This is a genomic window from Acidovorax radicis, from assembly GCF_020510705.1.
Lineage (GTDB): Bacteria > Pseudomonadota > Gammaproteobacteria > Burkholderiales > Burkholderiaceae_C > Acidovorax > Acidovorax radicis_A.
Window position 1 is genome coordinate 2630795 of sequence record NZ_CP075184.1, and the last position, 24895, is coordinate 2655689.

Here is a 24895-nt window from a genome sequence, read left to right on the forward strand (position 1 = left end):
ACGTCAGCGATTGCCATACAAGGATGGCGTTGCTCCACGTGCTGATGCATATTACCTAGAAGCAATATCCATACATTGAGACAAAATGTCTGCGTATGAAAACCATACAAGCTGACCATTTGCCCGTTTGGTTGCCGCGATTGGCCGTGCATGGGGGGCCACGTTTTTTGCAGATTGCGGATGCCTTGCAGGCGGCGATGGCAGACGGATCGCTGGCACCGGGTGACCGTCTACCGCCGCAGCGCCAGTTGGCAGCCCATTTGGACGTTGACCTGACGACGGTCACGCGTGCATACGACGAAGCCAGACGCCGCCACTTGTTGGAGGGCCGCGGCGCGCGAGGTACTTATGTCGCGGCGCCGCAAGTTGAACTGACCTCGATCCTCGACCTGAGCATGAATACCCCACCACCGCCGGATGGTGTGGACTTCAACGACCTGCTGAAACAAGGTTTGTCTCAGGTATTGATGAGGATAGATAGTGCATTGCTGATGACTTACCACTTGAGCGGGGGAAGCGAATCTGACCGTAAGGCTGGAGCCAAATGGCTCAAGCCGATGTTTGGAACGCTGGATTCGCGGCAGGTGCTTGTCTGTCCGGGCGCGCAAGCGGCGATCGCCGCATTGATCCTTGCGCTGACGGTGCCTGGCGACGTGATACTGACAGAGCCAACGAGTTATCCCGGCCTGCGTACCGCAGCGACCCAATTCGGTCGGCACATCATTGCGGTGGAAGCGGACCAACACGGGATGGTGCCTGAGATGCTTGCGCAAGCCTGCCACCAGCACAAGCCGGGGCTGGTCTACCTCAATCCGACATTGCAGAACCCGACCACCATCACCATTCCAGAACACCGGCGCAAAGAGCTTGCCAGCATTGCGAAGCGCTGCCATGTACGCATCGTCGAGGACGATCCCTACTGGCTGCTTGCCGATGCCCCGCCACCACCCATTGCCACATTTGCCCCGGAACAGGTGGTCTACATCTCAACCCTGTCGAAATGCCTGACGCCCGGCTTGCGTGTCGCCTTCGTGCTCATCCGTGACCCGCAGGAGCGCGAACGTTTCCTGGTCGCGCTCAGATCATTTGCGCTGATGGTCGCACCTCTGACGGCCGCACTGTCCACGCAGTGGATCCTCGACGGTTCGGCTGACGCATTGATGGAAGGCGTGCGCAAGGAGGCGCGTCTGCGCCACCGAATGGCCAGGGGTATTCTGGCGGGGCGGTACAGCGGCGCCGGGGACGGCCTGCATGTATGGATCGAGTTGCCGGGGTATTGGAGTTCCTCGCAGCTTGCGCGTGCCGCCGACAGCGAGGGCATAGCGGTCACGCCGGCAGAGGCATTCGCTACTGGCACAACGGGCAGAGGATCCGTGAATGCCATTCGCATCTCTTTGGGCAGCATCAAGGACCGAGGACGCTTACAGGCGGGTCTTCAACGGCTGTCTCACCTGCTTGCGCGGCGGCCCGAGTCGTTCAGCGCTGCTGTGGTTTAGCTGCCCAGGAAGACGTTTTGCATCAACATCGCAACGTAGTTGCAGAGCCCACCAGAGCGCTAACCGCCGGGCCACGCTAGGCCCGGCGATCTCACGGCTTCACGCCAGCTTGAACGGCAGCTCGCGTGGCGTTTTGCCCGTGAGTTGCGCAATGGCGTTGGCAAACGCCGGTGCCAGCGGTGGCAGGCCGGGTTCGCCCATGCCCTTCGGCGGATCGGCGCTAGGCACGATGTGCACTGTCACCTGCGGCATGTCGGTGATGCGGGGCACGGCGTAGTCGCCAAAGTTGCTCTGCTCCACCACGCCGTCCTTGAGCGTGATCGCGGCGCCCGGCAGGCATGTGCCCAGGCCCATCAGCGCGGCGCCTTGCACCTGGGCTTCCACGCTCTTGGGGTTGACCACCAGGTTGCAATGCACGCCGGCAGTGATGCTGTGCAGCTTGGGCGTGCCGTCTTTGACGGAGGCCTCGACCACATAGGCCACCACCGACTCGAACGACTCGTGCACCGCCACGCCCCAGGCACGGCCTGCGGCCAGCTTCTTCTTGCCGTAGCCCGACTGGGCAACGGCCAGCTGCAGCGCCGCCTTGTGGCGCGGGTGCTTGTCGCCCATCAGGGCCAGGCGGTAGGCCACGGGGTCTTGCTTTGTCGTGCGGGCCACTTCGTCGATCAGGGTCTCCATGGCGTAGGCCGTGTGGGTGGAACCCACGCTGCGCCACCACAACACAGGCACGTTCACATCCGGGTGGTGCACCGACAGCTTCATGGGCACGTCGTACGGCTCCTTCATGCCCTCGATGGTCGTGGCGTCGATGCCGTTCTTGATCATGAAAGCCTCGAACGGCGAGCCCTTGGTGATGGACTGGCCGACGATGGTGTGGTCCCACGCCAGGATATTGCCCTTGGCGTCAAACCCGATCTCGGCGCGGTGCACGTGCATGGGGCGGTAGTAGCCGCCCTTGATGTCGTCCTCGCGGCTCCACAGGGTGCGCACGGGTGCGGTGATGCCTGCCGTGCGCGCGGCCTTGGCCACGCCGCAGGCTTCCACCACGTAGTCGCTGGTGGGAATGGCACGGCGGCCAAAGCCGCCACCGGCCATCTGCGTGTGCACCTTCACGTTCTGCGGCTGCAGGCCCAGCGTCTTGGCGGCGGCCATGGCGTCCAGGCCAGGCATCTGGGTGCCCATCCACAGTTCGGCCCCTTCAATGCCAGCTTTGCCGTCCAGCTTCACGGTGCAGTTGAGCGGCTCCATGGGCGCATGCGCCAGGTACGGGAAGACGAACTCGGCACTGATCTTGTGGGGTGCACCTGCCAGCGGCGCCATGTCGGCCTGCATGGCCACGTTGCCCGGCTTGGCGGCCAGCTCGCGGTACTGCGCCAGCAGTGCCGTGGTGTCGGGCTTGCCCACCGCGCTGGTGTCCCATTCCACCTTCAGCGCATCGCGACCCTGCTTGGCGGGCCAGTAACCATCGGCCACGATGGCCACGCCCTCGCCGCCCCGGTCGGTGGGCACGCGCAACACGGCCTTCACGCCCTTGATGGCTTTGGCGGCACTGTCGTCCAGCGACTTCAGCTTGGCGCCGAACACGGGTGGGCGCGCCACCACGGCCGTGAGCATGCCGGGCAGGCGCACGTCAATGCCGTAGTCCTGCTGGCCGCTCGACTTGGCCTTGGCGTCGAGCCGGCCCGTGGGCTTGCCGATGAGGCGGAACTGCTTGGGGTCTTTCAAGGTGACCTTTTCGGGCACGGGCTGCTTCATGGCCGCTTCGGCCAGTGCGCCGTAGCCCAGCTTCTTGCCCCCGGGGCCGACGACGAAGCCGTTGCTGGTGCGCAGTGCCGACGCATCCACGCCCCACTGCGCGGCAGCGGCCGAGACCAGCATGGCGCGGGTGCGTGCGCCCAGCTCGCGGTACTGGGTGTAGGAGTTCTTGATGGAGTTGGAGCCACCCGTGAGGTGCATGCCAAACGCAGGGTCGGCATAGGCCGGGTTGGCGTCGCCGTGCACGCTGCGCACCTTGCTCCAGTCGGCATCCAGCTCTTCGGCCAGGATCATGGGCAGGCCGGTCTGCACGCCCTGGCCAAAGTCCAGGCGGTTGATGGTGACGGTGACGGTGCCGTCGGTGTCGATGCGGACAAACGCCGAGGGCTGTTCAAAGGGCTTGAGACCTGCAGGCGCGGCGGCTACCCCAGCGCCCTGTGCAGCAGCCCCCAGCGGAAACGCGCCGAGTGCAAAGCCAGAGGCCGCCGACACCTTGAGAAAGGTGCGCCGCGCCAGGCCTTGAACGCCTTCCAGGGCGTCGTTTACTCCTGAATTAGTAGCTGCTTGCGCTTTATCCATAAGCGCTTGAAGGTGTTTTGGCATAAAAATAGATGCTTGGCCCTGCAGGGTATGAGCGTCAAAATGCATGGTGATCTCCTTCAAGCCAGGGTTTTCGCAGCGTCATGGATGGCCGCGCGGATGCGCACGTAGGTGCCGCAGCGGCACACATTGCCCGCCATGGCGGCGTCGATATCGGCGTCGCTGGGTTTCTTCTTGCCTTGCAGCAGCGCCGTGGCGCTCATGATCTGGCCGCTCTGGCAGTAGCCGCACTGCGCCACGTCGTGCTTGACCCAGGCGGCATGCACGGCCTTGCCCACCTTGTCGTCGGCCGTGACGGCCTCGATGGTGGTGATCTTCTGGCCCGCCGCTGCCGAGATCGGCGTGATGCAGGACCGCACCGGCGCGCCGTTCAGGTGCACGGTGCACGCACCGCACAGCGCCTGGCCGCAGCCAAACTTGGTGCCGGTCATGCCCAGCGTGTCGCGCAGGGCCCAGAGGATGGGGGTGGATTCATCGGCGTCCACTGCCGTGTCTTTGCCATTGATATTGAGGATGGGCATCGTGGGTTCTCCGGGGAAAGGTGTTGTTAGATGTTGTTGTGAGGGTGGTTCGCGAACGGACAGGGGGTTGCTTCAGAGAGGTTGCTTCAGCAACGCCATCGGTCACGAAAGGGTTGGGGCACAGGGGTTGGCATCTTTAAGGGAATATTAATTCGATTAAGAGATCAATGAGGGGCGAATGAAGGCATCTCTCTGGCAAACCGCTCAGGCTTTCAGGGCGTCCCAGCACAGGCCAAACGCCATCTGGTGCACGGCCTCCTCATCGGGTAACACCTGGGTGCGGATCAGGTTGCCTGTCTCGCGCACCGAGCCCACCAGGCTGGCCGTGAGCAGCGGAATGGGCACGGCCTTGAGGATCTCCTGCTGCTGCCCCTCTTGCATCAGCGCAAAAAAACCGGCCATGAGGCGGGTCGAAAACTCACGATTGCCCTCGGTGAACCAGGGCGAGTTGTAGTACTGCTCCTGGAACACCACCTCGGCATATTGGTCCAGCCGGTGGCGCAGCAGGTTGCCCCAGGTGCGCCGCACCCGCGCCCGGTAAGGCGTGCCGGGCACCACGCCCTCCATGATGCGGGCGGCGGTGACCGTCTTGGCATCCTGGTAGAGCTGGCTGATGAGCTCATCCTTGGACGGGTAATACACATACAGCGTGCTCGTGGCCATGCCGGCGGAGCGGGCAATTTCGGCCATGGTCAGGCCGCTCAGGCCTGTCTGGGCCACCAGCTCGAAGGTGGCCTGGGCAATGGCGCGCTGCTTTTCGTCGTCTTTGGGTTTCATCGGTGCGGGAATATAAGCGAATATTCATTCGGCAACAACCGAGGCCCTGGAATGCCCCAAAACACTGCCGCCGCCACGCTAAGGTCGCCGTGCACAATCGTGTCCATGACCACCTCCATCGCCGACCTTCGCAAGAGCTACGAGCGCGCCGAACTCAACGAAGACGCCTCGCACGCCGCCCCCCTGCAGCAGTTTGACCAATGGCTCAAGGAAGCCATCAGCGCCCAAGTGCCCGAGCCCAACGCCATGACCCTGGCCACCGTGGGCAGCGATATGCGCCCCAGCACCCGCATCGTGCTCATCAAGGGCTATGACGAACGCGGCATCGTCTGGTTCACCAACTACGACAGCCGCAAGGGCCGCCAGATCGCCGGCAACCCTTACGTGGCCCTGCAGTTCCACTGGGTGGAGCTGGAGCGCGTGGTGCGCATCGAAGGCGTGGTGGAAAAGGTCAGCGATGCCGAGAGCGATGAGTACTTCAAAAGCCGCCCGCTCGACTCGCGCATCGGCGCATGGGCCAGCCCCCAGAGCCAGGTCATCACCGGCCGCGGCGTGTTGGTGGCCAATGCCGCCAAGTACGGCGCGCAGTTCTTGCTGAACCCGCCCCGCCCGCTCCACTGGGGCGGTTTCAGGCTCAAACCTGACCAATGGGAGTTTTGGCAGGGGCGCAAAAGCCGGTTGCATGACCGGCTGCGTTACCGCCTGGACGGCGGCGAATGGGTGCGCGAGCGTCTGGCGCCGTAAAGATCGGCCTTCGGCGAGGCCCGCATGACGCCTGGCGGGTGGGGATTGATAGGTCGCACGACAGCCCCTGCTCTCGCTAACCCGGCGCCCTGCGCTGGGGGTTTCCAAACCGTTTGTTAAATCGGCTGCCAGCCGTGCCTTGGGCGGTGGCATGGCCGTCGGTGCTTGCCTGCCCGGCTGCTTTGGGCACGCCATGCGGCACACGAATCACCGTCGGATATAGCCCTCAAATTTTGCGGGGAATTTATGATTGCCAAGACAATGATTGTCTAGTCAATTAAATTCCACGCCATGACTTCATCGGCCACACCTTCTTGCGCACCAGGCGCCGACCCGCCGGGCTCGCTCTACAACGCCCAACGGCTTACACCCGAGGACAGCATCGGATACCTCATGCGCAAGGTGATGTCCTCCATCCGCACCCAAGCGGATGCCCAGCTGGCGTCGCACGACTTGACCTATGCGCAATGGCTGCCGCTGTTCAAGCTGTCGCTGTGCAACAGGGCCACCGTGGCCGGCCTGGCGCGGGATCTTGAAATGGACCCCCCATCCATGACCCGCGCACTGGATCGCATCGAGGCCAAAGGCCTGGTGGTGCGCGAGCGATCCACCGTGGATCGCCGTGTGGTGCAGCTCGCGCTGACCCCCGAAGGCCAGCGGCTGGCTGCACTGGTGCCGCCCGTGCTGGCCGATGTGCTGAACGGGCATCTCAGCGATTTCAGCCGGGATGAGTGGCAACTGCTGCTGAGCATGCTGCGTCGCATGCTGGCCAATGGCGAAGCCCTGCGGCAGCAAACGCCTGCCGCCCCATCAGACACCAACAACCCCTCGGCCAGCTGAAGAAGAAAACGCTGCCCGCACCCCCTTGAGTTGCCTCTCTGGAGAATCCCCGTGACCCCTAGCATCCCCGCTACTTCCACCCGCGTTGCCGTTGCAGCGCACCTCGCTGTATCGGCCGTTGCGCTGGCCGCCGCCCTCTTGCTGGTGGGCTGTGCCAGCCCAGGCCCCGCCCACACACCACTGGCCCAGACCACGCCCGCTGCCCTGGGGCTGAACGCCGCAAACAGCGAGACCGCAGCGCCCACCCAATGGTGGAAAACCCTGGGTGATGAACAGCTCAACGCGTTGATCGACAAAGCCCTGCAAGGCAACCCCACCCTGGCTGTGAGCCGCGCGCGGCTGGAGCAGGCCGTGGCACTGAGCCAGGTGCGCGAGGCCGCGAACGGCCCGCAGGCCAGCCTGGGCGTGGACGTGACGCGGGAGCGGTATTCCGCCAACGGACTGGTGCCTGCGCCCATTGCTGGCAACGTCTACAACAGCGGCAACGTGCAGGCCACGCTGTCGTGGTCGCCCGACTTCTTCGGCCAACACGCGGCTGAATTGCAGGCGGCGCTGGGGCAGGCCCGTGCGGCCCAGGCCGATGCCGCCGCCGCCGCCAACACCCTGGCCGCCCAGGTGGGCCGCAGCTATGTGGCATTGGCCCGGCTCTTGGCACAGCGCGACGTGGCCACACGTGCCTTGGAGCAGCGTGAAGAGCAACGCCGCCTGACACAGGAGCGCACGGCCGCCGGCCTGGACAGCCAGGTAGAACTGACACAGGCCCAGGCCGCCGTGCCCGACGCACGTACCCAGATTGAAGCCCTGGAGGAACAAATCACGCTGGCGCGCCGCCAACTGGCCGTGCTCAGCGGGCAGGCGCCGGACACATTGCCCACCCTGGCACCCCAGTTGACCCGGCTGCAGCCCACCGCCGTGCCCGACGTGCTCGGGGCCGACCTGCTGGGCCGCCGCCCCGATGTGGTGGCCGCACGCTGGCGGGTCGAGGCTGCCACCCAGGGCGTGAACAGCGCGCGCAGCGAGTTCTATCCCAACATCAACATCGGTGCATTTATCGGCTTGAACTCGCTGGGGCTGGACAACCTGTTTACCGCAGGCTCGCGCCAGATGGGCGTGACGCCCGCATTGCGCCTGCCTATTTTTGACGGCGGCCGCCTGCGCGCCCAGCTCGGTGGCCGCCAGGCCGAGCTGGATGCCGCCATTGCCCAATACAACGGTGCGGTGCTGGATGCGGTGAAGGAAGCTGGTGACGCCATGGCGTCGGTGCAGTCGCTCACGCGCCAGCAGACCCTGCAGGACGATGCCGCCGCCAGCGCCGAAAAAGCCTACCGCTTCGCACAAGAGCGCTATCGCGCAGGCCTGGGCAACTACCTCGTGGTGCTCAGCACCGAAAGCCAGGTGCTGGCCCAGCGCCGCCTGGCCGTGGACTTGCGCGCCCGCCAGCTCGACACGCGCCTGGTGCTCATGAAGGCACTGGGCGGCGGCTGGACAGATGACACGGCGCTATGAGACACCCTCTGAGCCAGTTCCACGAGTGCACTGGCCTCGGCCGCGCCAGTTTCGTACTGAGCAGGCAATGACCTGACCCAACCCGACCCGACCCAAAAACCACACAACAACCTATTTTCGAAAGACTGATGCCATGAGTGAACCCCTCACACCCAGAGAATCCAGCACCGCCCGCCGCCGGGGCCTGACCATCATTGCCGTTGCCGTTGCCCTGGTGGCCGTGGGATGGGGTGGATGGCACTGGGCCAACGGTCGGCATGTTGAAAGCACGGACAACGCCTACGTGGCAGGCAACGTCGTGCAGATCACCCCGCAGGTGGGCGGCACCGTGGTGTCGATCGGTGCCGACGACACCGACTATGTGAAAGCGGGCCAGTTGCTCGTCAAGCTCGACCCCTCCGATGCACGTGTTGCGCTGGAGCAGGCCGAGGCCCAACTGGCACAAACCGTGCGCGAAGTGCGCACGCTGTATGCCAACAACGCCACCCTGCAAGCCCAGGTGAGCCTGCGCAAGGCGGACCTGGCCCGCGCGCAGGCCGACGCCACCCGCATGCAGGACGATGTCAACCGCCGTGCGCCGCTGATGGCCAGTGGCGCCGTGGGCAAGGAAGAGTTCCAGCACGCCACAGCCCAGCTGGCCGCCGCCAAGAGCACCGTGGCCGCATCCCAGTCGGCCGTGCTGGCCGCGCAAGAGCAGCTGGCCGCCAGCCAGACGCAGACCGAAGGCACCTCGATCGAGCAGCACCCCAATGTGCAGCGCGCGTCGGCCCGCGTGCGCGAGGCGTATCTCGCGGTGCAACGCGTTCAGCTGCTGGCGCCACTGGACGGCCATGTGGCCAAGCGCGGCGTGCAGGTGGGCCAGCGCGTGCAGGCCGGCGCCCCGCTGATGACGCTGGTGCCCCTCAACGACCTGTGGGTGGACGCCAATTTCAAGGAAAGCCAGCTCAAAACCCTGCGCATCGGCCAAGCCGCCGAGGTCGAAGCCGACGTGTATGGCACCAAGGTGGTCTACCACGGCACGGTGACAGGCCTGGGTGCCGGCACAGGCGCTGCGTTTGCCTTGTTGCCCGCACAAAACGCCACCGGCAACTGGATCAAGGTGGTGCAACGCGTGCCCGTGCGCATTGCCCTGGATGCCAAGGAAGTGGCAGAGCACCCGCTGCGCGTGGGCCTGTCGATGGAAGTGAAGGTGGACACGGCCGACCAAAGCGGCAAAGCCCTGGCCGACACGCAGCGCACCACACCGGTGGCTGCCACCACCGTGTTTGACGAGCAGTTCAAGGCCGCCGACACCGAAGTCGCGCAGATCATTGCCTCCAACCTCGGGCGGGGCAAACCGGGGGTAGCCGTGGCCGCGCGCAAGCTGGGCAGCAAGACCGCCGCATCGCCCCAAAAGCATGCATCGGCACCCCAGCCTGCTGCTGGCACCACCCTTGCAGCGCCCGTGGTGCAGTAAACCGGGCTTCGCATGACTGCCGCCAACCCAACTGCAGACCAGGCCCCCGCCACGGCGGCGCCTGCTGCACCCCAACCCGCCCCTGCTCCCGCCCCTGCGCCGGCGGTGCCCCAGGCCTATGAGCCGCTGCATGGCACGGCCCTGTTGCTGGGCACGTTGTCGTTGTCGCTGGCCACGTTCATGAACGTGCTGGATTCGTCCATTGCCAACGTCTCCATCCCCGCCATTGCCGGTGACCTGGGCGTGAGTCCCGGCCAGGGCACCTGGGTGATCACCAGCTTTGGCGTGGCCAATGCCATCTCTGTGCCGCTCACGGGCTGGCTCACGCAGCGCTTTGGCGCGGTGCGCCTTTTTACCGTGAGCGTGTTGCTGTTCGTGCTCACGTCGTGGCTGTGCGGTTTTGCCTCGTCGCTGGAGATGCTGATCTTTTTCCGCGTGCTGCAAGGCCTGGTGGCCGGGCCGATGATTCCGCTGAGCCAGACGCTGCTGCTGGCCAGTTACCCGCGTGCCCTGGCGGGCACGGCGCTGGCTTTATGGGGGGTGACCACGCTGGTTGCGCCCGTGGTGGGGCCGCTGCTCGGGGGGTGGATCACCGACAACATTTCATGGCCGTGGATTTTCTACATCAACGTGCCGGTGGGGTTGTTGGCGGCGGCGCTCACGTGGGGCATTTACCGCAAGCGTGAAACCCCCACCCGCAAGCTGCCCATCGACACCGTCGGTCTTTCTCTGCTGGTGATGTGGGTCGGCGCACTGCAGCTCATGCTGGACAAGGGCAAAGAGCTGGACTGGTTCGCGTCGGGCGAAATCATCACCTTGGGCATTGTTGCGGTGGTGGCGTTTGCCGTGTTCCTGGTGTGGGAGCTGACCGATAAACACCCCGTGGTGGACCTGAAGCTCTTCAAGGGCCGCAACTTCACTTTTGGCGTGCTCTCGCTGTCGGTGGCCTATGCCCTGTTCTTTGGCAATGTGGTCTTGCTGCCGCTGTGGTTGCAGCAGTGGATGGGCTACACCGCCACATCCGCTGGCATGGCGCTGGCGCCGGTCGGTGTGTTTGCCATCCTGCTCACGCCGCTGGTGGGCAAGAAGGTAGGCCAGTGGGACCCCCGGCGCATGGCCACGGGGGCGTTCATCGTGTTCAGCTCGGTGTTGTGGATGCGTTCGCAGTTCACGGTGGAAACCGACTTCGTGCACATCCTGATCCCCACGTTGCTGCAGGGCGCAGCCATGGCGTTTTTCTTCATCCCGCTGACCACCATCACGCTGGCGGGCATCGCCCCAGAGCGCATTCCGGCCGCCGCCGGCTTGAGCAACTTTGTGCGGATCACCGCCGGGGCGATGGGCACCTCCATTGCCACCACGCTGTGGGAGAGCCGCGCTGCCATGCACCACGCCCACCTGACCGAGGGCCTGGTGCAAGGCCAGGGTGTGTTCGCGCAAACCTTGCAAGGGCTGCAGACTGCCGGTTTGACGCAAATGCAGGCGCTGGCGCAGGTCAACCGGTTGATCGACCAGCAGGCGTTCACCCGTGCGGCAGACGACATCTTCATCGGGTCCGCAGGGCTGTTTTTGGTGTTGATTGCGCTGATCTGGCTGACCAAACGCCCATCGCGCGGCGCAGGGGGCGCGGCCGCCGATGCCGGGGGAGCCCACTGACGGGTATTGCGCAGGGCGACGCGGGGCATTGCGCCCTGCCCCACCCAAAAAAACGCCGCCGCGCTTGATCGGGCGGCGTTTTTTTTGTGCAGCGTCGCGGTCGTTGTCGTTTTGCGCGTACAGGCGGGGTTGTAGTGCAAGGTTGCTATTTCATTGCATTTCATTTATTTAATGAAATTGGCCTGTAGCGCTTATGCAGTAAGCACAAGCAGCTATTAAAAATATAGTAACCAACAGCGATGGGCCCCTTGCAAGGCGCCTTGCCCCGAGTGCCCGCCCTCGGTGCAGCGCGGATATCCCACGCCGCGTGTCGGAAAAGCCTGACCCCTGCAAAGGCGCAGCACCTGCGGGCTTGGCCGTGGGCGCACCCAACAATGCATCCATCCCAACACAACAAGGAAACGCCATGTCGCTTTCGCTGATTCTGCTGATCGTTCTGATCCTCATCCTGGTGGGCGCTCTGCCCACCTGGGGCCACAGCCGCTCGTGGGGGTATGGGCCCAGTGGAGGCATCGGGTTGGTGGTGCTGATCCTGGTGGTCTTGCTCCTCATGGGGCGGATATAACGGTCTGAGAAGACCGCACAGGGCGTGAAAGCCCACAAAAAAACGGCCCTGCGGCCGTTTTTTTTGCCCCTCTTTGGGATGGGTTCCTCCGTCGAAGATTGACTGCGCACCCGCGTTCGCCTGCATTTCACGGCATGGCGAGATGGCGCCCTGCAGACAGGCCGCTATGCAGACCCCACGCGTTTTTCAACGTTCGCGAATGCGGTCGTGAACGCCGCAAACTCCTTGGCCGCCACCACACCATCGCCGTTCCCGCCCCGGTCCATGAGTTGCAGCACCGCTTGCGAAAAATCCGTGCCTGTTTTGGTTGCCGACGTGTTGGCCAGCCCTTTGAGGAACTCGTCGTGAGAAATCGCACCGTCTTGGTTAGTGTCGAAGCCTGCAGTCAGCGCCGCTTTTTCGGCATCGCTGGCGCCAAAACGGGTCAACAGGTCTTTGAAGTCCTGGGCAGACACCGACTGCCCTGAAAGCAGTGCAGCACCTCCCGAGCGGCCGCCGCCGCCGCTCGCCCCGCCCCGCGACACCGCGCCGATCGGTGCATCCAGCTGGCCCTGCGACACCAGAATGCCCTTGCCCGCAAACCCTGCCAGGGCCTCGGCCTGTGGGCTCAGCGTCACCACGGCAGATGCTTCGGGGGCCTCGGCGTCGGTGCTGCGCCGTGGCGCCGCTGCCTTTGCCGCACCACCCGAGGACGCGTTGAAGATCAAAGAGGCCACAGAGGCCAGGCCAGAAATGAGAGGGGTCATCGTCGTGCACTCCTTATGGGCGGGCCGCCTGGTGTGCTGCTCCATCAGCAACCGCCGCCGCGCCCAGATTCCCGCCAGCTTATGCATCACGCTGCGGTATGGTGCCCCGATGAGCGCGTGTTTTGCCTGCCATCTCGGCATGCCACGGCCCTCGCGCGCTGCTGCCGTCATCCCGTCATCGCCGGTCGGGCCGGAGCCGCAGGCCTTCCACCTGCCCTATCTCCTTGAGCAGGCTCCACACCGCCTGCATGCGCGCCATGTGTTTGGCTTCCGCCGTCATGCTCATCCAGAAGGTGCGGGTGAAGCGCGCCTCTTGCGGCAGCACGCGTGCCAGCACCGGGTCGCTGTCGGCCAGAAAAGCGGGCAGCACCGCCAGCCCGGCACCTGCGCGCACGGCTTCGTATTGGGCGGTGATGCTGGTGCTGCGCAGGGCAAAACGTTCGGGGGGATACAACTGATCGAGAAACTGCAGCTCTTTGGTGAACAGCAGGTCGTCCACGTAGCTGACAAAGGCGTGGTGGCGCAAGTCTTCGCGGGTGGCCACCAGGGGGCGGCGGGCCAGGTATTCGCGCTGGCCGTACAGGTGCAGCGTGTAGTCGGCCAGCTTGGTGACGATGACCGAGCCGCGTGTGGGCCGCTCCAGCGATATCACGATATCTGCCTCGCGGCGCGACAGGTGCAGCATGCGTGGCAAGGCCAACAGGTCGATGGACAGGTGGGGATGCTTTTGCGTGAGCCGCGCCAGGTGCGGGGCCAGGATCACCGTGCCAAACCCCTCGGTGGCGCCCACCCGCACCAGGCCTGACGGGCCCGCGCCAGCGTGGACTGGCGCCGCCCGCTCGGCGCCCAGCACCGCGGTTTCCATGGCCTCGACGGCCGGTAGCAACTGGCGCCCGGCCTCGGTCAGACGGTGCCCACCGGCCTCGCGGGCAAACAGGGCCGCCCCCATCTGCTTTTCCAGGGCCTGAATGCGGCGGGCCACCGTGGTGTGTTCTACGCCGGCACGCCGCGCGGCGGCGGCCAGGGTGCCCGAGCGGGCCAGTTCGAGGAAGTAGCGCAGGTTGTCCCAGTCCATGGGGCGTCTCCTTGGTGTGCGGCCGGGGTCCAGATGGTTTGGGCCGGCCGCATCGATATGCAAATTTGCAAAGACAAAGTGCATTATTTTGTATTGCAATGGCAATTTCGCACAGATACCATACATTCTTTGCAGGCAAACCGCCCCCGTTTTTTTCTGGAGACAACCGCATGAACGCACCCACCAACGTGGCCGCACTCGCCCCTACCGTCAAACTGCTGATCGGCGGCCAGTTCGTCGAATCCAAGACCACCCAATGGCGCGATGTGGTGAACCCGGCCACGCAGGAGGTCCTGGCGCGCGTGCCGTTTGCCACACCGGAAGAAATCGACGCCGCCGTGGCGTCGGCCAAAGATGCTTTCAAGACCTGGAAGAAAACGCCCATCGGCGCCCGGGCCCGCATTTTTCTGAAATACCAGCAGCTCATCCGTGAAAACATGGCCGAGTTGGCCGCCATCCTGACCGCTGAACAAGGCAAGACCCTGCCTGACGCCGAAGGCGACGTGTTCCGTGGCCTGGAGGTGGTCGAACACGCCGCCGGCATCGGCAACCTGCAGTTGGGCGAGCTGGCCAACAATGTGGCCAATGGGGTGGACACCTACACGCTGATGCAGCCGCTGGGCGTGTGCGCGGGCATCACCCCCTTCAACTTCCCCGCCATGATCCCGCTGTGGATGTTCCCCATGGCCATTGCCACCGGCAACACCTTCGTGCTCAAACCCTCAGAGCAAGACCCGATGGTGACCATGCGCCTGTGTGAACTGGCGCTGGAAGCCGGTATCCCCCCAGGCGTGCTCAACGTGGTGCATGGCGGCGAGATGGCCGTGAACGCGATCTGCGACCACAAGGACATTAAGGCGATCAGCTTCGTCGGCTCTACCAAGGTGGGCACCCATGTCTACAACCGTGCCAGCCTGAACGGCAAGCGCGTGCAATGCATGATGGGCGCCAAGAACCACGCCATCGTGATGCCCGACGCCAACAAGGAGCAAACGCTCAACGCCCTGGCCGGTGCGGCTTTTGGTGCCGCAGGCCAGCGCTGCATGGCACTGTCGGTGGTGGTGCTGGTGGGCGAGGCGCAAAAGTGGATCCCTGAGCTGGTGGCCAAGGCCAAGACGCTCAAGATCAGCGCCGGTGTGGAAAAAGGCACGGACGTGGGCCCGGTGGTGTCGTGCGCAGCCAAAGACCGTGTGCAGGGTCTGATCGAACGCGGTGTAGCCGACGGTGCCAAGCTGGAGCTGGACGGCCGCAACCCGCAAGTGCCCGGCTATGAAAAGGGCAACTTCGTGGGCCCTACGGTGTTCAGCGGCGTCAAGCCCGGCATGAGCATCTACGAGCAGGAAGTCTTTGGCCCCGTGTTGTGCCTGTCCTCCGCAGCAGACATCGATGAAGCCATCGCCTTCATCAACGACAACCCCAACGGCAACGGCACGGCGATCTTCACGCAGTCGGGCGCGGCCGCGCGCAAGTTCCAGGAAGAGATCGATGTGGGCCAGGTCGGCATCAACGTGCCAATTCCCGTGCCAGTGCCACTGTTCTCGTTCTCGGGCTCGCGTGCCTCCAAGCTGGGCGACCTGGGGCCCTACGGCAAGCAGGTCGTGCTGTTCTACACGCAGACCAAGACGGTGACGGCACGCTGGTTTGATGACAGCACCATCTCGCACGGTGTGAACACGACGATCAGTCTGAAGTGACATCCCCCTGAGGCGCTTTGCGCCTTCCCCTTGCTCTCGAATCGCTATGCGATGCGGGAAGGGGGACGCGGCCAGCACCTGAACCGGGAATTGGCGACCCTTGCGCGGCTGCCGCTGGCCTGGGCCGCGCCGGTTTCGGCGGTAGCGGGCGGTGGTAAAAGCGGGTCATGCAAATTTTCAAGATGAAGAAGCGGGAATTGGCCATGGTCTTCGGAGCGGCTTGCGTGATGCTGATGGGTGCCGATGCAGTGCATGCCCAAGCGGGCGCTGCCTGCAAGCCCGGCGGCAGTGTGGATGAAACCAACGCCTGTGCGGTGCAGGCCTTTCAGGCGGCCGACACGCAGATCGCCATCCTCTACGGCGATGTAATGCGCGCGCTGTCGGCCCACGAACGGCCCCAGCTGCGCCAGGAGCACACGGCCTGGCAACGCGAGCGAACCACGCGCTGCAAGCAGGCCATGCGAAGCAGCGAGTCGCAGCCGCAGTGGCCGCGCCTGTACCACGAGTGCCTGGCCATCGAGACCGAGGCGCGCCGCAAGGGCCTGATGCGCTGGCTGACGCTGGACCACCCGTCCGCCAAGCCATGAGCACTAGGGATTCGGCCTCTTTGAACGTGAAATATCCGTTCGGGCTGGGCCTGTCGAACCCTCGCGCAGCGCTTCGACAGGCTCAGCGTGAGCGGTTGAAGTGGCTTCACGCCAGCCCCATACGCAAAGCACAACAACAAGCGACATCGAGACAACACCATGGACTTTGAGCTCTCTGAAGAACAACGCGCCTTTGCCCAGACGGCCCGCGACTTTGCGCAAGCCGAGTTCGCGCCCCACGCCGCGTTGTGGGACGCCGAGGGCATCTTCCCGCGCGAGGCGATTGCCAAAGCGGGCGAGCTGGGCTTTTGTGGCCTGTATGCGCCCGAGAACGCCGGAGGCCTGGCCCTGCCCCGCCTGGACGCCACGCTGGTGTTCGAGGAGATGGCCGCCATCGACCCCAGCACCACCGCCTTCATCACCATCCACAACATGGCCACCTGGATGCTGGGCACCTGGGCCACACCCGCCGTGCGCGACCACTGGGGCCCGCTGCTCACCACCGGCGAAAAGCTCGCCAGCTACTGCCTGACCGAGCCCGGTGCAGGCTCCGACGCCGCATCGCTCAAGACACGCGCCGAGCTCGTGGGCCATGAATACGTCATCAACGGCAGCAAGGCCTTCATCAGCGGCGCAGGCGCCACCGATGTGCTGGTGCTGATGGCACGCACGGGTGACGCAGCATCCGGCGCGGGCGGCATCAGCGCCTTTGTGGTGCCCGCCGATGCCGCAGGCATTACCTACGGCAAGAAGGAACACAAGATGGGCTGGAACAGCCAGCCCACGCGCACCATCAGCTTTGACAACGTGCGCATCCCGGCCGACCACCTGTTGGGCCGCGAGGGCGAAGGCTTCAAGATCGCGATGAAGGGCCTGGACGGCGGCCGCATCAACATCGCCACTTGCTCGGTGGGCGCAGCGCAAGGCGCACTGAACGCCGCGCAGCAGTACATGCAAGACCGCAAACAGTTCGGCAAGCCCATCGCCAGCTTTCAGGCCCTGCAGTTCAAGCTGGCCGACATGGCGACCGAGCTGGTCGCCGCGCGCCAGATGGTGCGCCTGGCCGCCAGCAAGCTAGACGCCGGGGCGCGGGATGCATCGACCTACTGCGCCATGGCCAAGCGTTTTGCCACCGACGTGGGCTTTACCGTGTGCAACGAGGCGCTGCAACTTCACGGCGGCTACGGCTACATCCGCGAATACCCGCTGGAGCGCCTGGTGCGCGACGCGCGTGTGCACCAGATCCTGGAAGGCACCAACGAAATCATGCGGGTCATCATTGCGCGGCGCATGCTCGACGGCGATGCGACGGAGGTGATTCGCTAGCATTTCAGGAGCTGCCAGCGCTTGACATTCAAGCGCTGGTGGCCAATTTAACCCATCACCATGCCTGCCCGCCCACTCTCTGACGAAACGCTGCACCTGATGGACGCCGTGCGTTTGGCGCTGGCGCATCGCAACGATGTGGACGAGCGCACCATGTTCGGCTGCTACTGCTTCTTTGTGGACGGCAAACTGTGCATTGGCGTCAAGAACGATGAGCTGCTGGTGCGCCTGCCGCCCACCCGGCACGCCGAGTTTCAAGAGTTGGAAAACACCCGCGAGCTCTCACCCGGCGGTGGAATGCAAGGCTATTTTTGGGTGGAGCCCAACGGCTACGCCACGCGGGCGCAGTGGGATTTTTGGGTGCGTGAAGCCCTAGCGTACAACCCCGCGGCCAAAGCCAGCCCACCCCGCAAACGGAAAGCCTCAACGCCAGGGCCATCCGGCCAGCCTGCCGGTTCATCTGGTTCGTCTGGTTCGTCCCGTCCTTCCAGCGCGCCCCGCAAACGCCACAGCATCTTTGACGACGATGTTTGATCGGGCATTAAAAATACAAGCGTTTTTCGCCTATAGCGCTTATGTATCAAGCGCTGATAGCTATCAAATTGATATTAACCACCTTCAACACACACCACCACAAGGAGACAGCACATGAAAATCGCATTCATCGGCCTGGGCAATATGGGCGGCCCCATGGCCCACAACCTACACAAAGCGGGCCACGAGGTGCGCGCGTTTGACCTCTCGCAGCCCGCCCGCGACAAACTGGCCGCAGACGGCGTGCCCATTGCCCCCGACGCCGTTACCGCCGTGCAAGGCGCCGAGGTGGTCGTCAGCATGCTGCCCGCCAGCCAGCATGTGGAAGCCTTGTTTCTGGGCCGCGACGGGCAACCCGGCCTGCTGCAAAGCATTGCCCAAGGCGCGCTCATCATCGACAGCTCGACCATCGCCGCCGCCACCAGCCAGAAGGTTGCCAAGACGGCCGAGGCTGCAGGCGTTGCCTTTATCGACGCCCCCGTCTCTGGCGGCACCGGTGGCGCCATCGCAGGCACCCTCACCTTCATGGTCGGTGGCCCTGCCGCAGCCCTGGAACGCGCCCGCCCCCTGCTCGAAAAAATGGGTGCCAACATCTTCCACGCGGGCGCAGTGGGCGCGGGCCAGACGGCCAAGATCTGCAACAACATGCTGCTGGGCATCCTGATGGCCGGCACCAGCGAAGCCATTGCCCTGGGCGTGGCCAACGGCCTGGACCCCAAGGTGCTGTCTGAGATCATGCGCCGCAGCTCGGGCGGCAACTGGGCGCTGGAGAAGTACAACCCCATGCCCGGCGTCATGGAGACCGCGCCCGCCTCCAAAGGCTACGCCGGCGGCTTTGGCACCGACCTGATGCTCAAGGACCTGGGCCTGGCGCAAGAGAACGCCACTGCGGTCAAAGCCAGCACCCCGCTGGGCGGCCTGGCGCGCAACCTGTACGCAGCGCACAGTCTGGCGGGGCATGGTGCGCTGGACTTCTCCAGCATCATCAAGATGGTGCAAAAAGGTTAAGAGGTTAAGAAGTCGAACGCGGCGCAGATACGGAGGGTGCGCCGCTGATGCTGGCGCCGGCCCGCAGGCCGGTGTTGTTCTTAAAAAAAGGAGCTACCCCGACAGGGCTCGCAGAAACTGCGCCCCAAACACGTCGGCCGGCACAGGCCTGCTGAGCAGGTAACCCTGGATTTCATCGCAGCCCAGCAGCGCCAGTCGGCGCGATTGTTCTTCGGTCTCCACCCCCTCGGCCACCACTTTCAGGCGCAGCGAATGCCCCAGGTTGATGATGGTGGAGACCAGCGCCAGGCCCTGCGGCCCCGAGTCCATGTTCATGATGAAGGAGCGGTCGATCTTGAGCGTGTCCACCGGCAGCGTGGCCAAGTAGCTCAGGGACGAGAACCCGGTGCCAAAGTCATCAATGGCAATGGTGATTCCCATCTGGCGCAGCGCATGCAGGCTTTGTGTGCTGTGGTCCACGTCGTCCATCACCATGCTCTCGGTGATCTCCAGCTCCAGCCCGCTGGCCGCCTGGGCATCGTGGGCCACGGCGTCTCGCACCTCGGCAATGAAGTCCCGATGCCGCAGCTGCAAAAATGACACGTTGACGGCCACCCGCAGGGGCGCGAGACCCGCCTGGCGCCAGCGCAGGTTGTCGGCCAGCGCCTGCCGCAGCGCCCAGCGGCCCACGTCATAGATCAGGCCCGTCTCTTCCAGGATGGGGATGAACTGCACGGGCGGCACCAGGCCCCGGCGTGGGTCGTTCCAGCGGATCAGCGCCTCGGCACCCGCAATGCTGCCATTGGCCAAATTGAGCTTGGGCTGGTAGTGCAGCACGAACTGGCTCTGTGCAAGCGCCTCGCGCAGGCGCCCTTCCAAACTCAGCGCCTCTGCCACGCGGGTGTTCATCTCCGAGGTATAGAAAAGCAGGCTGTCTGCCGACGCCTTGGCCTTGTTGACGGCCGCTTCGGCATTGCGCAGCAGCGTTTCGGCATCAGCGCCATCCATGGGGTACAGGGCCACACCAGCCTTGGCCGTCATGCGCAGCTCGGTGCCACCCACAGCAAAGGGGGTATCAAAACAGGCACGCATGAGGAGATCGACCGCCAGGGCCATCGCACCGGCATCGCGTGCCTCGGTCACGGCAATGCCGAAGCTGTTGATGCCGATGCGTGCCACGTCGTACTGGTTACCCGCCGCATGCTGCAGCCTGAGCGCCACTTGCTTGAGCAGTTCGTCCCCCACCTGCCGCCCCAGGGTGTCGTTGACGATGCGAAACCGGCTGATGTCCATCAGCGCAATGCCCTGCAATGCCTTGCCGCCCTCGCGCAGCCGCAGGTGCTGCCCGCTGCGCTCCAAAAACAACGTGCGGTTGGGTAGCGCTGTAATCTCGTCGTAGTAAGCCAGGTAACTAAGCCGGTCCTCTTTGTCGAGGTGGTCCATGGCAAAACCGATGTCCCCGGCCAGCTCAGTCAGCAGGCGCATCTCGTCGTCATCAAACACCCCGATTTCATCGGCAAACAGGGCAATCACTCCCACCACCTGGTGGGCCACCAGTAACGGCAAAACGGCCATCGAGGCCACGCCGCACTCAGCCAGCTGCTGGGGCACCAGGATGCGTGGGTCGTTCTGGATGTCCTCGCACACCACGGGCTGCTGGGTGCGCACCACACTCGCGCTCAGGCTCTCACCGACGGTGGGGGCCTCACGGAGCCAGAGCCGGCGCTGCACGTGCATGAGAAATTCCGCCCCCGCGCCAGCCAGGGCCACGGGCACCACCTCCTGCAGCTGGTGGTCCACCCGGCCGATCCAGGCGATCTTGAATTGGCCATGCTCCACGGCAATACGGCATGCCTCGCGAAACAGCTCGTCGCGCTGGCGCACACGCACGATCAGCGTGTTGATGCCGCTGAGCATGGCGTACACGCGGTTGAGCCGCTTGATGCGGCGGTCGGCCTCCCGGCGCTCGGTGATGTCTTCCCCCAGCGCCGCCACGCCGGTGACCTGCCCGCCCACCGAGCGCAACACGGTGTTGTTCCAGTGCACCAGGCGCCGCCCGCCCGAGCGGGTGAGAATCTCGTTGTCGTAGTGCCAGGCCGATGGCCGGTCGGCCAGTACGTCGGCAAACACGCCACGCACATGGGCCAACTCGGCCGGCACGAACAGATCGAACCAGTTGCGGCCGAACACCTCTTCGCGCTGCCAGCCCGTCAGCCGCAGCAGATAGTCGTTGCAGTAGGTGATGCGGCCTTCGCAGTCGAGCATCATCGAGATCATCTCGACCTTGTCGAGCATGTCATTGAAACGACGGTCGCTTTCGTGCAGTTCTTCCTCGGCGCGCTTTTCCTTGGTGACATCCTGGATGGTGTTGAACCAGCGGCCCTGCTCACCACGGCCCGCCTCGTCCTCCAGAGGCTCCATCACCTGCCGCAGGTGCACCAGCTCGCCATCGCCCCGCAACAAGCGGTAGGTGAAGTCGAGCCGCGCCCCCTGGTGTGCAGCCTGCAGCGCGTGCTGGCGGAACATGTCGCGGTCATCCGGGTGTACCAGTGTCAGCCATTCGCGCGCGGATTGGGGCATGGCATCGGCTTGCAGCCCCAGCATGTCCGGCAGGGTGTCGAGCCAGCTTTCAAAGGTGCCGTCACGGCCGCTGATCACATGGGTGATCTTGGCCAGCACTTGCGCCCTGCGCAGGCTGGCCTTGCTGGCATGCAGCGCATCCATGGCCCGCTGGCGCTCCAAAACCTCTATCTGCAGTTGCTCGGCGTGTTTCTGGATTTCTAGATAGAGGCTGCCATTCTCATAGATGCGCCCGACCTGTGCGCCCAGGATGGCCAGGACTTTTTCATCATCGGCGCTGAACGCATCTGCGCCCTGCTTGTTGGCCAGGCAAATCCAGCCGTAGGAAAACGACAGCGAGGTAATGGGTGCAATCAAGGCTGTATGCAGCAAGGGATAGCCAGCAGGCAGGCCAATCTGGCGGGGGTCGCCGCGCTCATTGACCAGGCGCTGTGAGCGGCGATCGGCGCGCAACTGCCCCAAAAGACCGTGCGACACCACGGGCAGGTCCAGTGGGCCGGTGAGCGAAGGATCAATGCCGCTGGTGCAGGTGATGGCGTCGTCGGTGTGCTTGCTCACCACACACAGCACCGCATATTGCGCACCCACCAGGTCGCGCGCACCGCGGCACACGTTGGCCAGCAGCACCTGCGGATCGCGCTCGGAGGCCAGTTGCAGGTTCAAATCGGTCAATGCCGCCAAGCGCCGGTTCATGGCTTCAAGCTCGGCCACGTTGCCGGTAAGCTTGTCCGTCATGAGCTGCAGGTGGCGGGTCTGAAAGCCGTGCTCCAGCGCCACCGAGGCCAGTGGCGGCACCTGCGTCAATGCCTGCTCGATGGCCGCCAGGATGTCCTGCGGCTCGCACGGCTTGACCAACACTTGCGTGACACCACAGGCCAGCGCCAGGTTGCGTGCCTCCTGCTCGCGGTAATGCGCGCTGTAGAAGATCACCTGCGTGGCCGCCAGCCCATGGTCGGCCCGCAACTGGCGCACAAACTCGTAGCCGTCCATCGTCGGCATCAGGATGTCGGAGATCACCAGATCGGGCCGCTCAGCGCGCACCAGTGCCAGCGCCTCGGCGCCATCGGCTGCTTCCAGGGCCTGGTGGCCGCTGTGCCCAATGAGCGTGACCACCAGCGCCCGATTGGCGGGAAGGTCATCGACGACAAGGATCTTCGCCATGCTGGGCCTGTAGTGGTGTCAGCCCTTGGGGGGGCGATTCTATGGCGGCGGAACCCAGAAACGCTTCGATCTGCTGGACAAACGTCTCTGGCGTGATGGGCTTGGACAGGTGTTCATTAAAGCCGACTTCCAGTGCCTTCTCGCGGTCGCCGGGCATCGAAAAAGCCGTGATGGCGACCAATGGCACCACGCGCCATTGGGGGGTGGTGCGCAGGTTGCGGGCCACCTCATAGCCATTCATCACCGGCATTTGCAAGTCGCACAGGATGATGTCCGGGCTTTCGTCCAGGGCCATGGCGAGCCCAATGGCGCCGTTCTCTGCCGCCAGCACGCCATGGCCTGCCGCTTCGAGCAGGTAGGTAACCAGTTGCCGGCTGGCATCGTCGTCCTCGATGACCAGAATGCGGGCTTTTGTCATGTATTGGCCTCCGGGAGTTCAAGCGTGAAAGTGCTGCCCCGCCCTTCCTCGCTGTCAAAGCCCAGGGTTCCACCCAGGGCCTCTGCCAGCTTGCGGCTCAGGTGCAAACCCAGGCCCGTGCCTTCATGGTGGCGGCGGTCGGCGCTCTCTACGCGGGAAAACGCCTCAAACAAGCGGGGCTGCTCATGCTGCGGGATGCCCGGGCCCGTGTCCCGCACCTCCAATTGCACGGCTCGACCGCCACCGGGCAGCACGCGCTCCTGGAGCACCATGTCGATCTGGCCTTGCTGCGTGAACTTGATGGCATTTCCCAGCAGGTTGATGAGTATCTGGCTCAAAGCCCGCCGGTCGGTTTGCAGAGACACCGCCCCTGGTGGGGTCTGGATCACAAACGCCAGGCCCTTGCGCCTGGCCTCCAGCTCCAGGGTGGCAGACACCTCTTCGATGATGGCCTTGCAGTCCAACGTTTCCAGGTTCAGCGTGACCTTGTTGGCGCTGAGTTTGGCCACGTCCAGCAGGTCGTTGATGAGCGACAGCAGGTGCTTGGCACCCGTCTGCACGATGCGCAATTGCTTGTCCTGCTCGGTGTTGAGCGGGCCGGGCAGCTTCATGAGCAAGGTGCCCGTGAAACCAATGATGGCGTTCAGCGGCGTGCGCAGCTCGTGGGACATGCTGGCCAGAAAGCGGTCTTTGACCAGGGCCGCGTTCTCCAGCTCCAGGTTCTTGTCGCGCAGCACCTGCTCGATGCGCTTGCGCTCGGTCACGTCGCGGATGGCGCTGGAGACAAACAGGCCCTCCTCCGTCTCCAGCGGGCTCAGGCTGATCTCCACGGGGAACTCGCTGCCGTCCTTGCGCAGGCCATGCAGCTCCAGGCCCGCCCCCATGGAGCGGGTGCGCGGTTCGGCAAAAAAATTCCGCCGGTGGTCGGGGTGGCGGGCACTGAAACGCTGTGGCACCAGCAACTCAATCGGCTGACCCAGCAGTTCATCGCGGCTCCAGCCAAACAGCCTCACCGCCTGGGAATTGACCAGCACGATGTGCCCACCGCGGTCGACGATGACCATGGCGTCGGGCGCGGCTTCGAGCAAGTCCTTGAATTTCTGGTCCGCTTTTTTGCGGTCGGTGATGTCGCGGATGGCGCTCATCACCATAGTGCCCTCTTCGGTGTCGATCGGGCTCAGGCTGATCTCCACCGGAAACTCCGAGCCATCCTTGCGCAGACCATGCAGCTCCAGCCCTGCGCCCATGGTGCGGGTGCGCGGCTGGCCAAAAAAACCGCTGCGATGCCCCAGGTGGGCGCCTCGATAGCGGTGGGGCAGCAACACCTCCACCGCCTGGCCCAGCAGCTCGGCGCGGGGGTAGCCAAACACACGCTCCGCCTGCGAGTTGACCAGCACGATGCGCCCCGTCACGTTGACCATCACGATGGCGTCGGGGGTGGATTCGAGCAGGTCGCGAAACCGAGCCTCCAGCAGCTTGGCATCGCGCTGCACCTTGAGCTGGGTGACATCCTTGGTGCTGGAGAGGAAATGCAGCAACTGCCCAGTGCCGTCACACACTGCCTTGGTTGATACGTTAACGTGCACCAGCGAGCCGTCTTTGCGGCGCCGCACCGACTCATGCACCACCGAGCTGCCCCGCAGGGCCTCGGCACGCATGCCGTCGTCTTCCTGCACTCTGTCGGGGGGAACGATCAGGTCCAGGACAGAGCGCCCCAGCGTCTCGGCTTGCGCATAGCCAAAGATCACCTCGGCAGCGGGGTTCCAGTTCAGCACCGTGCCCTGGGGTGACAGGACCAGCAATGCATCGGGGTTTTGATCCCAGTACGCGGCAGAAAGATCAGATGCCATGTAACCCTCTTGCTCCGG

General features: G+C 64.5%; 20 protein-coding genes. 12 read left to right on the top strand and 8 right to left on the bottom strand.

What is annotated here, in order from left to right; genetic code table 11:
* Positions 1-95 precede the first annotated feature (95 nt).
* Entirely contained in the window at positions 96-1496 is a 1401-nt protein-coding gene (locus tag KI609_RS12000; protein WP_226443529.1) for a PLP-dependent aminotransferase family protein, read from the top strand.
* A 99-nt stretch (positions 1497-1595) separates the two neighbouring features.
* On the opposite strand, the gene KI609_RS12005 is transcribed toward KI609_RS12000, so the two are convergent.
* From KI609_RS12005 to KI609_RS12015, 3 genes are all read right to left on the bottom strand, one after another.
* A complete protein-coding gene (locus tag KI609_RS12005) occupies positions 1596-3902 on the bottom strand; it encodes a xanthine dehydrogenase family protein molybdopterin-binding subunit (RefSeq protein ID WP_226443531.1) in 2307 nt (768 codons plus the stop codon).
* 11 nt (positions 3903-3913) lie between these two features.
* A complete protein-coding gene (locus tag KI609_RS12010; RefSeq protein WP_226443533.1) occupies positions 3914-4375 on the bottom strand; it encodes a (2Fe-2S)-binding protein in 462 nt (153 codons plus the stop codon).
* A gap of 204 nt (positions 4376-4579) precedes the next feature.
* Positions 4580-5152, bottom strand: a complete 573-nt coding sequence (locus tag KI609_RS12015) for a TetR/AcrR family transcriptional regulator (RefSeq protein WP_226443535.1) — start codon at positions 5150-5152, stop codon at positions 4580-4582.
* Positions 5153-5257: 105 nt separating this feature from the next.
* On the opposite strand from KI609_RS12015, the gene pdxH reads away from it, so the two are divergent.
* The 6 genes from pdxH to KI609_RS12045 all read left to right on the top strand — a co-directional run bounded on the left by pdxH (position 5258) and on the right by KI609_RS12045 (position 11919).
* Complete coding sequence (pdxH, locus tag KI609_RS12020) at positions 5258-5896, top strand: pyridoxamine 5'-phosphate oxidase (RefSeq protein ID WP_226443537.1); 639 nt, start codon at positions 5258-5260, stop codon at positions 5894-5896.
* A 291-nt stretch (positions 5897-6187) separates the two neighbouring features.
* The gene (locus KI609_RS12025; protein ID WP_226443540.1) at positions 6188-6736 is read left to right on the top strand and encodes a MarR family winged helix-turn-helix transcriptional regulator; all 549 of its coding nucleotides are present in this window, start codon (positions 6188-6190) and stop codon (positions 6734-6736) included.
* A 51-nt stretch (positions 6737-6787) separates the two neighbouring features.
* The gene (locus KI609_RS12030) at positions 6788-8242 is read left to right on the top strand and encodes an efflux transporter outer membrane subunit (protein WP_226443542.1); all 1455 of its coding nucleotides are present in this window, start codon (positions 6788-6790) and stop codon (positions 8240-8242) included.
* A 133-nt stretch (positions 8243-8375) separates the two neighbouring features.
* Positions 8376-9698, top strand: coding sequence for an HlyD family efflux transporter periplasmic adaptor subunit (locus KI609_RS12035; RefSeq protein WP_226443544.1), 1323 nt, complete (start codon positions 8376-8378; stop codon positions 9696-9698).
* Positions 9699-9710: 12 nt separating this feature from the next.
* Positions 9711-11354: a DHA2 family efflux MFS transporter permease subunit gene (locus tag KI609_RS12040; protein WP_226443545.1), complete on the top strand. Its 1644-nt coding sequence runs from the start codon at positions 9711-9713 to the stop codon at positions 11352-11354.
* A 406-nt stretch (positions 11355-11760) separates the two neighbouring features.
* The gene (locus KI609_RS12045) at positions 11761-11919 is read left to right on the top strand and encodes a DUF3309 family protein (protein WP_082516826.1); all 159 of its coding nucleotides are present in this window, start codon (positions 11761-11763) and stop codon (positions 11917-11919) included.
* A 164-nt stretch (positions 11920-12083) separates the two neighbouring features.
* Here the strand turns inward: KI609_RS12045 and KI609_RS12050 are convergent, their stop codons facing one another.
* Positions 12084-12665 carry a hypothetical protein gene (locus KI609_RS12050; protein WP_226443546.1) on the bottom strand — a complete coding sequence of 194 codons (582 nt, stop codon included), beginning with the start codon at positions 12663-12665 and terminating at the stop codon, positions 12084-12086.
* Positions 12666-12840: 175 nt separating this feature from the next.
* Positions 12841-13740, bottom strand: coding sequence for a LysR family transcriptional regulator (locus tag KI609_RS12055; protein WP_226443547.1), 900 nt, complete (start codon positions 13738-13740; stop codon positions 12841-12843).
* 170 nt (positions 13741-13910) lie between these two features.
* Here KI609_RS12055 and KI609_RS12060 point away from each other — a divergent pair, with 170 nt between their 5' ends.
* From KI609_RS12060 to mmsB, 5 genes are all read left to right on the top strand, one after another.
* A complete protein-coding gene (locus KI609_RS12060; protein WP_226443548.1) occupies positions 13911-15434 on the top strand; it encodes a CoA-acylating methylmalonate-semialdehyde dehydrogenase in 1524 nt (507 codons plus the stop codon).
* Positions 15435-15601: 167 nt separating this feature from the next.
* Complete coding sequence (locus KI609_RS12065) at positions 15602-16021, top strand: lysozyme inhibitor LprI family protein (protein ID WP_226443549.1); 420 nt, start codon at positions 15602-15604, stop codon at positions 16019-16021.
* A 159-nt stretch (positions 16022-16180) separates the two neighbouring features.
* Positions 16181-17347: an acyl-CoA dehydrogenase family protein gene (locus KI609_RS12070; protein ID WP_226443550.1), complete on the top strand. Its 1167-nt coding sequence runs from the start codon at positions 16181-16183 to the stop codon at positions 17345-17347.
* A gap of 60 nt (positions 17348-17407) precedes the next feature.
* The gene (locus KI609_RS12075) at positions 17408-17881 is read left to right on the top strand and encodes a TfoX/Sxy family protein (RefSeq protein WP_226443551.1); all 474 of its coding nucleotides are present in this window, start codon (positions 17408-17410) and stop codon (positions 17879-17881) included.
* 114 nt (positions 17882-17995) lie between these two features.
* On the top strand, positions 17996-18889 hold the full coding sequence (mmsB, locus tag KI609_RS12080; RefSeq protein WP_226443552.1) for a 3-hydroxyisobutyrate dehydrogenase: 894 nt from the start codon (positions 17996-17998) through the stop codon (positions 18887-18889).
* A gap of 93 nt (positions 18890-18982) precedes the next feature.
* Here the strand turns inward: mmsB and KI609_RS12085 are convergent, their stop codons facing one another.
* Genes KI609_RS12085 through KI609_RS12095 form a run of 3 tightly spaced genes read right to left on the bottom strand, consistent with a single transcriptional unit; the run spans position 18983 to position 24877 of the window.
* Positions 18983-22609: an EAL domain-containing protein gene (locus KI609_RS12085; protein WP_226443554.1), complete on the bottom strand. Its 3627-nt coding sequence runs from the start codon at positions 22607-22609 to the stop codon at positions 18983-18985.
* The gene (locus KI609_RS12090; RefSeq protein ID WP_226443556.1) at positions 22584-23027 is read right to left on the bottom strand and encodes a response regulator; all 444 of its coding nucleotides are present in this window, start codon (positions 23025-23027) and stop codon (positions 22584-22586) included. The genes KI609_RS12085 and KI609_RS12090 overlap by 26 nt, the downstream gene beginning before the upstream one ends.
* Entirely contained in the window at positions 23024-24877 is a 1854-nt protein-coding gene (locus tag KI609_RS12095; RefSeq protein WP_226443558.1) for a PAS domain S-box protein, read from the bottom strand. The genes KI609_RS12090 and KI609_RS12095 overlap by 4 nt, the downstream gene beginning before the upstream one ends.
* Positions 24878-24895 lie beyond the last annotated feature (18 nt).